The organism is Pseudomonas sp. (assembly GCF_017744435.1).
Classification (GTDB): domain Bacteria; phylum Pseudomonadota; class Gammaproteobacteria; order Pseudomonadales; family Pseudomonadaceae; genus Aquipseudomonas.
The window spans coordinates 22145-34626 of the sequence record NZ_JAGIBG010000046.1 but is presented as its reverse complement, the minus strand read 5'-3'; the positions used below and the strand labels follow the sequence as shown (position 1 = coordinate 34626).

At 63.0% G+C, this 12482-nt stretch carries 14 protein-coding genes and 1 pseudogene; 6 read left to right on the top strand and 9 right to left on the bottom strand.

Features of this window, described 5'->3' with window-relative positions:
* Positions 1 to 176: 176 nt before the first annotated feature.
* Entirely contained in the window at positions 177 to 797 is a 621-nt protein-coding gene (gene gmk / locus J7573_RS24020; protein WP_294340843.1) for a guanylate kinase, read from the bottom strand.
* Between the two features lie 13 nt (positions 798 to 810).
* On the bottom strand, positions 811 to 1674 hold the full coding sequence (locus tag J7573_RS24015) for a YicC/YloC family endoribonuclease (RefSeq protein WP_294340841.1): 864 nt from the start codon (positions 1672 to 1674) through the stop codon (positions 811 to 813).
* Positions 1675 to 1879: 205 nt separating this feature from the next.
* On the opposite strand from J7573_RS24015, the gene rph reads away from it, so the two are divergent.
* Both rph and J7573_RS24005 read left to right on the top strand, forming a co-directional pair.
* Positions 1880 to 2602, top strand: coding sequence for a ribonuclease PH (gene rph, locus J7573_RS24010; protein ID WP_039612336.1), 723 nt, complete (start codon positions 1880 to 1882; stop codon positions 2600 to 2602).
* 23 nt (positions 2603 to 2625) lie between these two features.
* Positions 2626 to 2994, top strand: coding sequence for a DUF4870 domain-containing protein (locus J7573_RS24005; RefSeq protein WP_294340839.1), 369 nt, complete (start codon positions 2626 to 2628; stop codon positions 2992 to 2994).
* Positions 2995 to 3022: 28 nt separating this feature from the next.
* Here the strand turns inward: J7573_RS24005 and J7573_RS24000 are convergent, their stop codons facing one another.
* On the bottom strand, positions 3023 to 3802 hold the full coding sequence (locus J7573_RS24000) for an exodeoxyribonuclease III (RefSeq protein ID WP_008091582.1): 780 nt from the start codon (positions 3800 to 3802) through the stop codon (positions 3023 to 3025).
* An 80-nt stretch (positions 3803 to 3882) separates the two neighbouring features.
* Here J7573_RS24000 and pyrE point away from each other — a divergent pair, with 80 nt between their 5' ends.
* Positions 3883 to 4524: an orotate phosphoribosyltransferase gene (gene pyrE / locus J7573_RS23995; RefSeq protein ID WP_011536401.1), complete on the top strand. Its 642-nt coding sequence runs from the start codon at positions 3883 to 3885 to the stop codon at positions 4522 to 4524.
* A gap of 69 nt (positions 4525 to 4593) precedes the next feature.
* Here pyrE and argB read toward each other — a convergent pair whose 3' ends face one another.
* From argB to coaBC, 4 genes and pseudogenes are all read right to left on the bottom strand, one after another.
* Positions 4594 to 5502, bottom strand: a complete 909-nt coding sequence (gene argB, locus J7573_RS23990; protein ID WP_110639898.1) for an acetylglutamate kinase — start codon at positions 5500 to 5502, stop codon at positions 4594 to 4596.
* Positions 5503 to 5532: 30 nt separating this feature from the next.
* A pseudogene (locus tag J7573_RS23985) lies at positions 5533 to 6900 on the bottom strand (phosphomannomutase/phosphoglucomutase); the annotation flags it as partial.
* Between the two features lie 142 nt (positions 6901 to 7042).
* The gene (dut, locus tag J7573_RS23980; RefSeq protein WP_027917019.1) at positions 7043 to 7498 is read right to left on the bottom strand and encodes a dUTP diphosphatase; all 456 of its coding nucleotides are present in this window, start codon (positions 7496 to 7498) and stop codon (positions 7043 to 7045) included.
* A 5-nt stretch (positions 7499 to 7503) separates the two neighbouring features.
* Positions 7504 to 8715 (bottom strand): bifunctional phosphopantothenoylcysteine decarboxylase/phosphopantothenate--cysteine ligase CoaBC, encoded by a 1212-nt coding sequence (coaBC, locus tag J7573_RS23975; RefSeq protein ID WP_294340832.1) that lies wholly within the window; start codon positions 8713 to 8715, stop codon positions 7504 to 7506.
* 128 nt (positions 8716 to 8843) lie between these two features.
* Here coaBC and radC point away from each other — a divergent pair, with 128 nt between their 5' ends.
* Positions 8844 to 9524 (top strand): DNA repair protein RadC, encoded by a 681-nt coding sequence (radC, locus tag J7573_RS23970; protein ID WP_294340830.1) that lies wholly within the window; start codon positions 8844 to 8846, stop codon positions 9522 to 9524.
* 123 nt (positions 9525 to 9647) lie between these two features.
* Here the strand turns inward: radC and J7573_RS23965 are convergent, their stop codons facing one another.
* The gene (locus tag J7573_RS23965; protein WP_294340828.1) at positions 9648 to 11237 is read right to left on the bottom strand and encodes an ABC transporter substrate-binding protein; all 1590 of its coding nucleotides are present in this window, start codon (positions 11235 to 11237) and stop codon (positions 9648 to 9650) included.
* A 361-nt stretch (positions 11238 to 11598) separates the two neighbouring features.
* Here J7573_RS23965 and rpmB point away from each other — a divergent pair, with 361 nt between their 5' ends.
* Positions 11599 to 11835, top strand: coding sequence for a 50S ribosomal protein L28 (gene rpmB, locus J7573_RS23960; RefSeq protein WP_003253504.1), 237 nt, complete (start codon positions 11599 to 11601; stop codon positions 11833 to 11835).
* An 11-nt stretch (positions 11836 to 11846) separates the two neighbouring features.
* Positions 11847 to 12002 (top strand): 50S ribosomal protein L33, encoded by a 156-nt coding sequence (gene rpmG, locus J7573_RS23955; protein WP_003253507.1) that lies wholly within the window; start codon positions 11847 to 11849, stop codon positions 12000 to 12002.
* A gap of 71 nt (positions 12003 to 12073) precedes the next feature.
* On the opposite strand, the gene J7573_RS23950 is transcribed toward rpmG, so the two are convergent.
* On the bottom strand, positions 12074 to 12433 hold the full coding sequence (locus tag J7573_RS23950) for a cupin domain-containing protein (protein ID WP_294340823.1): 360 nt from the start codon (positions 12431 to 12433) through the stop codon (positions 12074 to 12076).
* Between the last annotated feature and the right edge of the window lie 49 nt (positions 12434 to 12482).

The window sequence follows — 12482 nt, the reverse complement described above, 5'->3', positions numbered from 1 at the left end:
GCAGCGCTACAGCGGGTTGCTGAAAGAACTGCTCGCCTGAAGAACCACTGGGGCTGCTGTGCAGCCCTTCGCGGGCACGCCCGCTCCCACAGGTACAACACAAGCCTCAAGGGCAGTGATATTCCTGTGGGAGCGGGCGTGCCCGCGAAGGGCTGCACAGCAGCCCCAGTGGTTCTTCAGGCGAGCAGTTCTTTCAGCAACCCGCTGTAGCGCTGCTGCTGCTTGTTCAGCACCAACCGGTTGGCTGCGAACACCGCTTTCAATTCCTCCAGCGCCACGGCGAAGTCATCGTTGATGATGACGTACTCGTATTCGTCGTAGTGCTCCATCTCGCTCACCGCTTCCTTCATGCGTCCGGCGATGATCTCTTCGCTGTCCTGGCCACGGCCATCCAGACGCTCGCGCAACGCCTGCTGGCTCGGCGGCAGGATGAACACCGACCGTGCCTCGGGCATCAGCTTGCGCACCTGCTGGGCGCCTTGCCAGTCGATCTCCAGGATCAGGTCGTTGCCCCGGTCCAGCACCTCTTGCAGCGCACTGCGCGAAGTCCCGTAGAAATTGCCGAACACTTCGGCGTGCTCGAGGAAGTCACCCTTGGCGATCAGCCCCTTGAAATCGTCATGGCTGACGAAGTGGTAGTTCACGCCGTGCTCTTCGCCCGGGCGCATGGCGCGGGTGGTGTGCGAGACCGAGACGCTGACGCGCGGGTCGGCCTTGATCAGGGCGGTGACCAGGCTGGTCTTGCCGGCGCCGGACGGTGCCGAAACGATGTAGAGGGTGCCGCTGCTTTGATTCATGGTCGGGGTGGCCTTACTCGATGTTCTGTACTTGTTCACGCATCTGTTCGATCAACACCTTCAGGTTGACCGCCGCTTGCGTGCTGCGTGGGTCGAAGGCCTTGGAGCCCAGGGTGTTGGCTTCTCGGTTGAGTTCCTGCATCAGGAAATCCAGGCGCCGACCGGCGGCGCCGCCGGACTTGAGCACCCGGCGCACTTCGTTGACGTGAGTGCTGAGGCGGTCGAGCTCCTCGGCGACGTCGCTCTTCTGTGCCAGCAGCACCATCTCTTGCTCCAGGCGCTGCGGGTCGAGCTCGGCCTTGAGGTCGCCGAAACGGTCGATGATCTTCTGCCGCTGGGCAGCAAGCATCTGCGGCACCAGGGCGCGCAGGGTGGTGACCTCGGTGGCCATGTTGTCCAGGCGTTCGTTGATCAGCCGGGCCAGCTCCTGGCCTTCGCGCAGGCGCCCGGCCTTGAGTTCGGCCAAGGCCTCGTCGAACAGCGCCACGGCTTCGGCGTTCAGGGCCTGGGGGTCAGTGGCGTCGGCCACCAGCACGCCCGGCCAGGACAGCACTTCCAGCGGGTTGAGCGCGGCTGGCTGCTTGATCAGGCCGGCCACCTCTTCGGCGGCGGCGACCAGCTGCGCGGCGCGCTCGCGGTCGACCTTGAGCGGCTTGCCGTTGCTGTCTTCGTGCAGGCGCAGGGTGCATTCGACCTTGCCGCGCGACAGGCCCTGGCGCAGGCCTTCACGTACCGCGCCTTCAAGGTCGCGCAGGGCGTCCGGCAGGCGCAGGTGAGGCTCAAGGTAACGGTGGTTGACCGAGCGCAGTTCCCAGACCAGGGTGCCTTGGCTGCCTGCGCGCTCGACTCGAGCAAAAGCGGTCATGCTGTGCACCATGGGAAGTACCTCGCGTAAATGAATTGAAGGCGCGCGATTGTAGCGCAGTGCGCACGTGGCGCCCAATCCGCCCATGTTACAGAGCGCGTGCCAGTGAGTGGGAAAAGGCGACAGGCTGCCGGGGGCGCGACAATAGGCATGTCCTCTGGGGGCGACGGGCTCTATAATGGCGGGCAGATTCAAAGTCCCAGTACAGGTATCCCAGATGAAACGTCCAAGTGGTCGCGCCGCCGATCAGCTCCGCTCGATCCGCATCACCCGCAACTACACCAAGCACGCCGAAGGGTCGGTACTGGTCGAGTTCGGTGACACCAAGGTCATCTGCACGGTCAGCGTCGAAAATGGCGTACCGCGCTTCCTCAAAGGCCAGGGCCAAGGTTGGCTGACTGCCGAGTACGGCATGCTGCCGCGTTCCACCGGCGAGCGTAACCAGCGCGAAGCCAGCCGTGGCAAGCAAGGTGGTCGCACCCTGGAAATCCAGCGCCTGATCGGCCGTTCGCTGCGCGCCGCGCTGGACATGAGCAAGCTCGGCGACATCACCCTGTACATCGACTGCGACGTGATCCAGGCCGATGGCGGCACCCGCACCGCGTCGATCACTGGCGCCATGGTCGCCTTGTGCGACGCCCTGGCCGTGATCAAGAAGCGCGGTGGCCTGAAGGCCGGCAACCCGCTCAAGCACATGATCGCTGCCGTGTCGGTGGGCATGTACCAGGGCGAAGCAGTGCTCGACCTGGACTACCTGGAAGACTCCGCTGCGGAAACCGACCTCAACGTGGTCATGACCAGCGCCGGTGGTTTCATCGAAGTGCAGGGCACCGCCGAAGGTGCGCCGTTCCAGCCTGAAGACTTCAACGCCATGCTGGCGCTGGCGCAAAAGGGCATGAGCGAAATCTTCGAACTGCAGCAGGCCGCTCTGGCCGACTGATCGCAGCCAAGGAGGTGCGGGGCATGAACGATTCCGAACTGTCGGTCACCCCGCCCAATGCCGAAGTCCGGCAATGGGCGATGTTCTGTCACCTCTCCGCGCTGCTTGGCCTGGTTGTGCCCCTCGGGCACCTGCTGGGCCCGCTGGTGCTGTGGCACCTCAAGCGCGAGCAGGACCCCTTCATCGATGCCCAGGGCAAAGAGGCGTTGAATTTTCAGATCAACGTGACCATTGCCGGGTTCGTCTGTACCGCCCTGATGTTCGTGGCCATCGGCCTCGTGCTGTTCCCGGTCCTGATGCTGGCGGTGCTGATCTTGATCATCCTGGCGGCAGTCAGGGCCAATGAAGGCAAGGCGTACCGCTACCCCTTCATCTGGCGACCGATCCAATAAAAAAGGGCCGCTTTCGCGGCCCTTTTTCTTAGATGGTCAACGTCCAGTCATAGTCGACAATCAGCGGCGCATGCTGGGAGAAGCGCGGCTGACGCGGCAGGCGGGCATTGCGCACGAAGCGGCGCAGGCCCGGGGTGAGGATCTGGTAGTCGAACCGGTAGCCCAGGTTGAGCATTTCGGCCTGCTCGTTGTCCGGCCACCAGCTGTACTGGTCGCCTTCACGGCTGACTTCGCGCAATGCATCGACATAGCCCATGTCGCCAGTGATCGCATCCATCCACGCCCGCTCTGGCGGCAGGAAGCCCGGTGACTGCTGGCTGTCACGCCAGTTCTTGATGTCGAGCTTCTGCTGCGCCACGTAGAACGAGCCGCAATAGATGTATTCGCGACGCTTGCGACGCTGTTTGTCCAGGTACTTGGCGAAGTCGTCCATCAACTTGAACTTCTGGTTCAAGTCTTCGTCGCCGTTCATACCCGAAGGCAGCAGCAGGCTGGCAATACTGACTTTGTCGAAATCTGCTTGCAGATAACGCCCGTAGCGATCGGCTGTCTCGAAACCCAGGCCGGTGATGACTGCCTTGGGCTGCATGCGCGAGTACAGTGCCACGCCACCTTGGGCGGGTACCTCCGCGTCGCAGGCATAAAGGAAATAGCCATCGAGCTGGAAAGCTGGGTCGTCGAGTTCAAAGGCCGAGGCGCGGGTATCCTGAAGGCAGATGACGTCGGCATTCTGGGCTTGCAGCCAGCTGAGCAATCCACGCTCGGCCGCAGCCTGAATGCCATTCACGTTCACACTGATGATCCGCATAAATGGCCCCAAAAATCTCGTGCGTGTATGATACCCGAGCTCAACCCATTTAGCTAAATCCGTGGTGTCCGGGACCTTACATGCAGCCGTATCAGCGCGACTTCATCCGTTTTGCCATCGATCGCGGCGTGCTGCGCTTCGGTGAATTCACCCTGAAATCGGGGCGTACCAGCCCGTATTTCTTCAATGCCGGCCTGTTCAACACCGGTTCCGCCCTTGCGCAACTGGGCCGTTGCTACGCGGCAGCCATCGTCGACAGCAAGATCCCGTTCGACGTGCTGTTCGGCCCAGCCTACAAGGGTATCCCCCTGGCGGCGGCCACCGCCGTGGCCCTGGCCGAGCAGCATCAGCTCGACGTGCCGTGGTGCTTCAACCGCAAGGAAGCCAAGGATCACGGCGAAGGCGGCAGCCTGGTGGGCGCGCCGCTGGCCGGTGACGTGCTGATCATCGACGACGTGATCACTGCCGGTACCGCGATTCGCGAAGTGATGCAGATCATCAACGCCCAGCAGGCCAAGGCCGCTGGCGTGCTGATCGCGCTGAACCGCGAAGAGCGCGGCAATGGCGAGCTGTCGGCTATCCAGGAAGTGGAGCGCGACTTCGGTATCCCGGTGGTCAGCATCGTTTCGCTGACCCAGGTGCTAGAGTTCCTGGCCGACGATCCGCAGCTCAAGCAGCATCTGCCGGCTGTCGAGGCTTACCGGGCGCAGTACGGGATCTGATCCTGGCCCGGTAACGAAAAAAGGCGACCTTCGTGAGAGGGTCGCCTTTTTTGTTTCTGCCAGTGCAGCTTACGCGTGACGCTTGCGGTTGGTGATCAGGGTGCCGACGCCGCTGTCGGTGAAGATCTCCAGCAGCACTGCGTTGGGCACGCGGCCGTCGACGATGTGCGAGCTGTTGACGCCGCCCTGGACCGCTTCCAGCGCGCACTTGATCTTCGGCAGCATGCCACCATAGATGGTGCCGTCGGCGATCAGTTCGTTGACCTGCTCGGTGGTCAGGCCGGTCAGGACCTGGCCCTGCTTGTCCATCAGGCCGGCGATGTTGGTCAGCAGCATCAGCTTTTCAGCCTTCAGCGCTTCGGCAACCTTGCCCGCCACCAGGTCGGCGTTGATGTTGTACGACTCACCGTTGGCGCCCACGCCGATCGGCGCGATTACCGGGATGAAGTCACCTTTCACCAGCATGTTCAGCAGGTCGGTGTTGACGCTGACCACTTCGCCGACATGACCGATGTCGATGATTTCCGGCTGGGTCATCTCCGGGGTCTGGCGGGTGACGGTGAGCTTCTTCGCACGAATCAGCTCGGCGTCCTTGCCGGTCAGGCCGATGGCGCTGCCGCCGTGGCGGTTGATCAGGTTGACGATGTCCTTGTTGACCTGGCCGCCGAGGACCATTTCCACCACGTCCATGGTTGCGGCGTCGGTGACGCGCATGCCATCAATGAAGTGGCTCTCGATCGACAGGCGCTTGAGCAGGTCACCGATCTGCGGGCCGCCACCGTGCACGACCACCGGGTTGATACCCACGGCCTTCATCAGCACGATGTCACGGGCAAAGCCGGTCTTGAGCTCCTCGCTCTCCATCGCGTTGCCGCCGTACTTGATCACCAGGGTCTTGCCGACAAAGCGGCGAATGTAAGGCAGTGCTTCGGACAAAACCTCGGCTACATGGGAAGCGGCATCGCGATCGAGGGTCATGCAGGGCTCCTGTAAGGAACAGATAGTCGGTCAGAACGGCAGTTGCAGCTCAGGGGCAACCCGCAGCAACTGGGCACGGAAAACATCCTTGATACGTTGCAACTCGGCGGCGCTTTCAGCCTCGAAACGCAGCACCAGCACCGGCGTGGTGTTGGAGGCGCGGACCAGGCCCCAGCCTTTCGGGTAGTCGACCCGCACACCGTCGATGGTGGTCAGGTTGGCATCGCCCCACTGGGCGTCGCGTTGCAGTGCATCAATGATGCTGAATTTACCCTCGTCGGTCACATCAATATTGATTTCCGGCGTGGAAATATCGTTCGGGAAGGCGGCGAACAGGTCTTCGGCGTTCTGCGAGGCCTTGCTGAGGATCTCCAGCAGGCGCGCGGCGCTGTAGATGCCGTCGTCGAAACCGTACCAGCGCTCCTTGATGAAGATGTGACCACTCATCTCGCCAGCCAGCAGCGAGCCGGTCTGCTTCATCTTCTTCTTGATCAGCGAGTGGCCGGTCTTCCACATCAGGGCTCGGCCACCGTGCTGTTCAATCAGCGGGGTCAGGCGGCGGGTGCATTTGACGTCGAAGATGATCTCGGCGCCCGGGTTGCGCTCCAGCACGTCGAGGGCAAACAGCATCAGCAGGCGGTCAGGGTAGACGATGCTGCCGGTGTTGGTCACCACGCCCACGCGGTCACCGTCGCCGTCGAAGGCCAGGCCGATGTCGGCGCCGGTTTCCTTGACCTTGGCGATCAGGTCTTCGAGGTTTTCCGGCTTGCCCGGGTCCGGGTGGTGGTTGGGGAAGTTGCCATCCACCTCGCAGAACAGCGGGATGACGTCGCAGCCCAGGGCTTCGATCAGCTGCGGTGCGATCACGCCAGCGGCGCCGTTGCCGCAATCCACCACGACCTTGAGCTTCTTCGCCAGCTTCACGTCACCGACGATTTGCTGGAAATAACGATCAAGGATCTCGACCTGCTGCACGCTGCCTTCGCCGCGTGGCACGTCGTTGGTCTTCAGGCGGGTCAGCAGGGCCTGGATCTGCTCGTTGGCCAGGGTGTCGCCAGCGATGACGATCTTGAAGCCGTTGTAGTCCGACGGGTTGTGGCTGCCGGTGAGCATCACGCCCGACTTGCCGGCCAGCACGTTGGCGGCGTAGTACAGGGCAGGGGTCGGCACCAGGCCGACGTCGCTGACCTGGCAACCGGCATCGACCAGGCCCTGGATCAGCTGTTCGACCAGCATCGGGCCGGACAGGCGGCCATCGCGGCCAACGGAAATCTGCGGTTCGCCCTGGGCAATGGTCTGTGCGCCGATGGCGCGGCCGATCCAGTAGGCGGTTTCGCCGTGCAGGGTCTTGCCGACCACGCCGCGGATGTCATAGGCGCGGAAGATGCTTTCCGGCAGTGCCGGGACCAGGTGGGCCATGTCGTTCATCTCGGGAAACTCCATTAGTCAAAGGCTTTTCTGGGCAGGCGCAAACTGAACGCTTGGACGGTGGAATCGCCAGAGAGTTCGCCATCCTTGGCCTGAACGGTTGTTGGTCGACTCAGTGGCTGCCGGAATGGCCGAAGCCGCCCGTGCCACGTTGGCTCTCGTCGAAGTTCTCGACGATGTCGAAATGTGCTTGTACCACAGGAACCAGCACAAGTTGAGCGATGCGTTCGCCGACGGCGATGGTGAACGGCGTGTTGCCACGGTTCCAGCACGACACCATCAGCTCGCCCTGGTAGTCCGAGTCGATCAGGCCGACCAGGTTGCCGAGCACGATGCCGTGCTTGTGGCCCAGGCCCGAGCGCGGCAGGATCATCGCCGCCAGGCCTGGGTCGCCGATGTAGATCGACAGGCCGGTCGGGATCAGCAGGGTCTGGCCCGGCTCGAGGACGGTGTCCTCTTTCAGCAGGGCGCGCAGGTCGAGGCCGGCGGAACCCGGGGTGGCGTATTGCGGCAGCGGGAATTCGCTGCCCAGGCGTGGGTCGAGGATCTTGGCTTGAAGAGCGTGCATGTAACTTATTGAACCTGATTGAGCCGTTCGGCGATGAAGGCGACCAGTTGCCGGGCAATCTTGCCCTTGCTGGTCTGCGCGAAGAGGGTCTGGTGCTGCTGGCGGTCGATCACGGTCAGGGCATTTTCCTCGCTGTTGAAGCCGATGCTGGGGTTGGCCACATCATTGGCGACGATCAGGTCGAGGTTCTTGTCCTTGAGCTTGCGCGTGGCGTAATCGAGCAAGTGTTCGGTCTCGGCGGCGAAGCCGACACTGAACGGGCGGTCGGTGCGGCCAGCGAGGGTGGCAAGGATATCGGGATTGCGCACCATCTGCAGCAGCATGCCGTCGCCGGTCGTAGGATCCTTCTTGAGCTTTTGCGGGGCGACCACTTCTGGGCGGTAGTCCGCGACCGCCGCAGAAGCGATGAACAAGTCGCACGGCATGGCGGCTTCACAGGCTGCGAGCATGTCCCGTGCGCTGACCACGTCGATACGCTGCACGCGATCGGGGGTCTGCAGGTGCACAGGGCCGGTGACGAGGGTCACCCGAGCACCGGCTTCGGCGGCTGCCTCGGCCAGGGCGAAGCCCATCTTGCCGGAGCTATGATTGGTGATGTAACGCACCGGGTCGATGTTTTCCTGGGTCGGGCCGGCAGTGATCAGCACGTGCTTGCCGGTCAGCGCCTGGCGCTTGAAGCTTTCCGCGGCGCACCAGGCCAGGTCGGTGGCTTCGAGCATGCGGCCCAGGCCCACGTCGCCACAGGCCTGGCTGCCCGAGGCCGGGCCGAACACCTGGATGCCGCGGCTCTTGAGCAGCTCAAGGTTGGCCTGGGTGGCCGGGTCGCGCCACATCGCCTGATTCATCGCCGGGGCTACGGCCACGGTGGCGTCGGTGGCCAGCACCAGGGTGGTCAGCAGGTCGTCGGCCATGCCTTGGGCCAGGCGCGCCATGAGGTCGGCGGTGGCCGGGGCGATCAGTACCAGGTCGGCCCACTTGGCCAGTTCGATGTGGCCCATGGCCGCTTCGGCGGCAGGGTCGAGCAGATCCATGTGCACCGGGTGGCCGGACAGCGCCTGCAGGGTCAGCGGGGTGATGAATTCGGCACCACCGCGGGTCATGACGACGCGCACCTGCGCGCCGTGCTCCAGGAGTCGGCGAATCAGCTCTGCGCTTTTATAGGCGGCAATGCCACCTCCGACGCCGAGAACGATGCGCTTGCGATACAGCCGCTGCATAGGCTTGCCTTTTTCCAGTGAGAGCGGGCGGCGACGTTTGAAAATGCCTGCGGCAGAACGTCGCATGTACGAGGCGAAATAGATTAACACAGGGCCGAAACGGGCCGCAGCAAGGGCAGGGAGCAGGGATGAATATCAGGGAGTGGCCGGCTGAAGAGCGGCCGAGGGAGAAGCTGTTGCAGCGCGGGGCTGGAAGCCTGACCGATGCTGAGTTGTTGGCCGTGTTTCTCGGCTCAGGCGTGCGCGGGCGCAATGTCGTGGAGCTGGCGCGAGGCTTGCTGGTGAGGTTCGGCGGCTTGCGCCAGTTGCTGGAGGCCGACCGCGAGGCCTTCGTCGGTGAGCTTGGGCTGGGCCCGGTGAGGTACAGCCAGTTGCAGGCATTGCTGGAAATCGGGCGCAGGCACCTGGCCACGGCTATCGAACGCGAGTCGGTCATGGACAGCCCGGCTGCGGTGCGGCGCTATCTGAAGTCCATGCTGCGCCATGAAGTGAGCGAGGTGTTCGGCTGTCTGTTTCTGGATACCAAGCACCGGCCGCTGGCGTTCGAGATCCTGTTCAGGGGCACGATAGACCGGGCGAGTGTCTACCCGCGCGAAGTGGTGCGCCGGGCGCTGCAGCACAACGCGGCGGCGCTGATCCTGTGCCATAACCATCCTTCGGGCAACAGCGAGCCGAGCCAGGATGATGTGCACCTGACGCTGTCGCTGAAGCGGGGGTTGGGGCTGATCGACGTGCGGGTGCTGGATCACATCATCATCGGCGACGGGGAGCCGCTGTCGATGGTCGAGCATGGGTGGATTGCAGCTTAGGGCTTTGTGCTGCCAGTGCCGGCCTCTTCGCGGGCTCGCCCGCTCCCACAGGGACTGCACAGCACCCAAGATAGATGCGATCCCTGTGGGAGCGGGCAAGCCCGCGAAGAGGCCAGTACAGGCTTACTTGGTCGCCGACACCTTGCTGAAGTCCAGCCGCCCGAACGGGCTCACCTGATACCCCTCGACCCCCTGGCGCAACAGCGTCGCCGCCGTCGGATGCGCCAGTGGCACCCACAGTGCCTGCTGCTGGATCAAGGTCTGCGCCTGCTGGTAAAGCCGGCTGCGCACGCTCTGGTCGTTGGTGGTGCGCCCGGCACTGATCAGCTGGTCCAGGCGGTCATCGCAGAAGCGTGCGAAGTTGGTCCCCGACTTTACCGCCGCGCAGGAAAACTGCGGGCTGAGGAAGTTATCCGGATCGCCGTTGTCGCCGGCCCAGCCCATGAACAGCAGGTCATGTTCGCCGGCCTTGGCCCGGCGGATCAGCTCGCCCCACTCGATCACGCGGATCTCGGCCTTGATGCCGATCTTCGCCAGGTCGGCCTGGAGCATCTGTGCCCCCAGGCTCGGGTTGGGGTTGAGCAGGCTGCCCGACGGGCGGGTCCAGATAGTGGTGCTGAAGCCTTCAGCCAGGCCAGCCTTGGCCAGCAGTGCCTTGGCCTTGGTCAGGTCCAGCGGGTAGCCGGGCAGGTCCTTGGCGTAGCTCCAGGTGTTGGGCGGGTAGGGGCCGTTGGCGGCGGTGGCGGTGTCTTCGAACACGGCCTTGAGGTAGGCCTGCTTGTCGAAGGCCAGGTTGATCGCCTGGCGCACTTCAGGCTTGTCCAGCGGCGGGTGTTCGCTGTTGATGGCGACAAAGGCGGTCATGAACGCCGGGGTGGTGACGACCTTGAGGTTGCCGTCCTTGCCGGCTTCGGCGATGTCTACCGGCTTGGGCGACAGGGCCACCTGGCATTCGCCCCGCTTGAGCTTCTGCAGGCGCACGTTGGCGTCGGGGGTGATGGCGAAGATCAGCGGGTCGACCGCCGGCTTGCCATCGAAGTAGTCCGGGTTGGCGCGGTAGCGCACCACGGCGTCCTTCTGGAAGCGCTGGAACACGAACGGGCCGGTGCCGATCGGCTGGCTGTTGAGTTTTTCCGGGCTGCCTTCCTTGAGCAGCTTGTCGGCGTACTCGGCCGAGTAGATCGAGGCGAAGCCCATGCTCAGGGTGGCCAGGAAGGTGGCGTCGGCGTGGGTCAGGGTGAAGCGCACGGTGCTTGGCTCCGGGGCCTCGATCGCCTTGATCAGGCTGCCCAGTTGCAGCGACTGGGCGTGCGGGTAGCCGCCCGGCGCGGTCTTGTGCCAGGCGTGGGCGGGGTAGAGCATGCGCTGGAAGCTGAATAGCACGTCGTCGGCGTTCAGTTCGCGGGTGGGCTTGAAGTACGGCGTGGTGTGGAACTTCACCCCGTCGCGCAGCTTGAAGTCGTAGGTCAGGCCATCGGCCGATACCGTCCAGCTCTGCGCCAGGCTCGGCACCACCTTGCCCTGGCTCGCGTCGAACTCGACCAGGCGGTTCATCAGCACGTCGGCCGAAGCGTTGGTGGTGGTCAGCGAGTTGTACTGGACCACATCGAAGCCTTCGGGGCTGGCCTCGGTGCAGACGCTCAATGGGGCGGCCTGGGCAACGCCTGCGGCAAACAGGGAGGTGAACAATAAGGAAAGGGCGGCAGCACGCATGGTGGCTCCTTGGCTGGTCGATGGCCCATCTGCCGGCGCAGTCTGGAAACGTCCTACCCTAGTGCGCGTTTTCGGAAATGACCACCTTCTTTTTCAGGTACCTGGCGACGAGCGGTCGACAGTGCGGCGGGCGAGTCGCTATGCTGCTCGCGCGCCATTTGCAGCACACGAATGCTCATCTTCTGTTGTTGCGGCGTAGTCTTTCTGGTATAAAGCAGCGCTCTTTTCTAGGGGCTCGGCCTGTCGCATCAGCGGATCCGGTCGATAAGACCTCCAGAATCACGGCGCCTGGCGCCAAAGACTGAGAGATTAAGCGGCCAACCCATGCCGGGTTGGGCATGTGGTTTTAGAGGGCTGAGTCATGTCGAGAGTCTGTCAAGTTACTGGTAAGGGTCCAGTAACCGGGAACAACATTTCCCACGCAAACAACAAAACCCGTCGTCGTTTCCTGCCGAACCTGCAGCACCACCGTTTCTGGGTTGAATCCGAGAAGCGTTTCGTGCGTCTGCGCGTATCCGCCAAAGGCATGCGTATCATCGACAAGCGCGGCATCGACGCCGTTCTGGTTGATATCCGTAAAGCTGGCGCCAAGGTTTAAGGGAGAACATCATGCGTGAATTGATCCGTCTGGTTTCGAGTGCCGGTACCGGCCACTTCTACACCACCGACAAGAACAAGCGCACCACCCCGGACAAAATCGAGATCAAGAAATACGATCCGGTTGTTCGCAAGCACGTGGTGTACAAGGAAGCCAAGATCAAGTAATTGATCGGCGACCTGAAAAAAACCCGCATCCGAAAGGACGCGGGTTTTTTTATGCCTGCGCGGGGCTCAGGTCATTTCTGCTCGAACATCACGTAGATCTTGCGGCAAGGCTCCAGCACTTCCCAGGTGCCCTTGAAGCCTGCCGGGATGACAAACCGATCACCGGCACGCAGGGTCTTGGCCCCGCCATCCTGGTCGCGCAGCACCGAAACACCCTGCACGATCTCGCAATACTCATGCTCGGTGTAGCTCACCGTCCATTGCCCCACCTCACCTTCCCAGACACCTGCGGTAAACTGACCGCATGGGCTGGAGTAGTGGTTGTAGACAGCCTGGTCCGGCTCGCCCTTGAGGATTTTTTCCGCCGCTGGGCGGTAGCGTTCGGCCTCGGTGAGAACCTGGGCGAAGTCGATGATGCTGTCGATGCTCATGGTGCGGCTCCTGTTGTTGTTTAATAAAATGCACATCAGTAGGCTTTTA

Coding starts and splice junctions, on each gene's coding strand:
- gmk (WP_294340843.1), bottom strand. CDS start 797: ATGAATCAAAGCAGCGGCACCCTCTACATCGTTTCGGCACCGTCCGGC.
- J7573_RS24015 (WP_294340841.1), bottom strand. CDS start 1,674: ATGGTGCACAGCATGACCGCTTTTGCTCGAGTCGAGCGCGCAGGCAGC.
- rph (WP_039612336.1), top strand. CDS start 1,880: ATGAAACGTCCAAGTGGTCGCGCCGCCGATCAGCTCCGCTCGATCCGC.
- J7573_RS24005 (WP_294340839.1), top strand. CDS start 2,626: ATGAACGATTCCGAACTGTCGGTCACCCCGCCCAATGCCGAAGTCCGG.
- J7573_RS24000 (WP_008091582.1), bottom strand. CDS start 3,802: ATGCGGATCATCAGTGTGAACGTGAATGGCATTCAGGCTGCGGCCGAG.
- pyrE (WP_011536401.1), top strand. CDS start 3,883: ATGCAGCCGTATCAGCGCGACTTCATCCGTTTTGCCATCGATCGCGGC.
- argB (WP_110639898.1), bottom strand. CDS start 5,502: ATGACCCTCGATCGCGATGCCGCTTCCCATGTAGCCGAGGTTTTGTCC.
- dut (WP_027917019.1), bottom strand. CDS start 7,498: ATGCACGCTCTTCAAGCCAAGATCCTCGACCCACGCCTGGGCAGCGAA.
- coaBC (WP_294340832.1), bottom strand. CDS start 8,715: ATGCAGCGGCTGTATCGCAAGCGCATCGTTCTCGGCGTCGGAGGTGGC.
- radC (WP_294340830.1), top strand. CDS start 8,844: ATGAATATCAGGGAGTGGCCGGCTGAAGAGCGGCCGAGGGAGAAGCTG.
- J7573_RS23965 (WP_294340828.1), bottom strand. CDS start 11,237: ATGCGTGCTGCCGCCCTTTCCTTATTGTTCACCTCCCTGTTTGCCGCA.
- rpmB (WP_003253504.1), top strand. CDS start 11,599: ATGTCGAGAGTCTGTCAAGTTACTGGTAAGGGTCCAGTAACCGGGAAC.
- rpmG (WP_003253507.1), top strand. CDS start 11,847: ATGCGTGAATTGATCCGTCTGGTTTCGAGTGCCGGTACCGGCCACTTC.
- J7573_RS23950 (WP_294340823.1), bottom strand. CDS start 12,433: ATGAGCATCGACAGCATCATCGACTTCGCCCAGGTTCTCACCGAGGCC.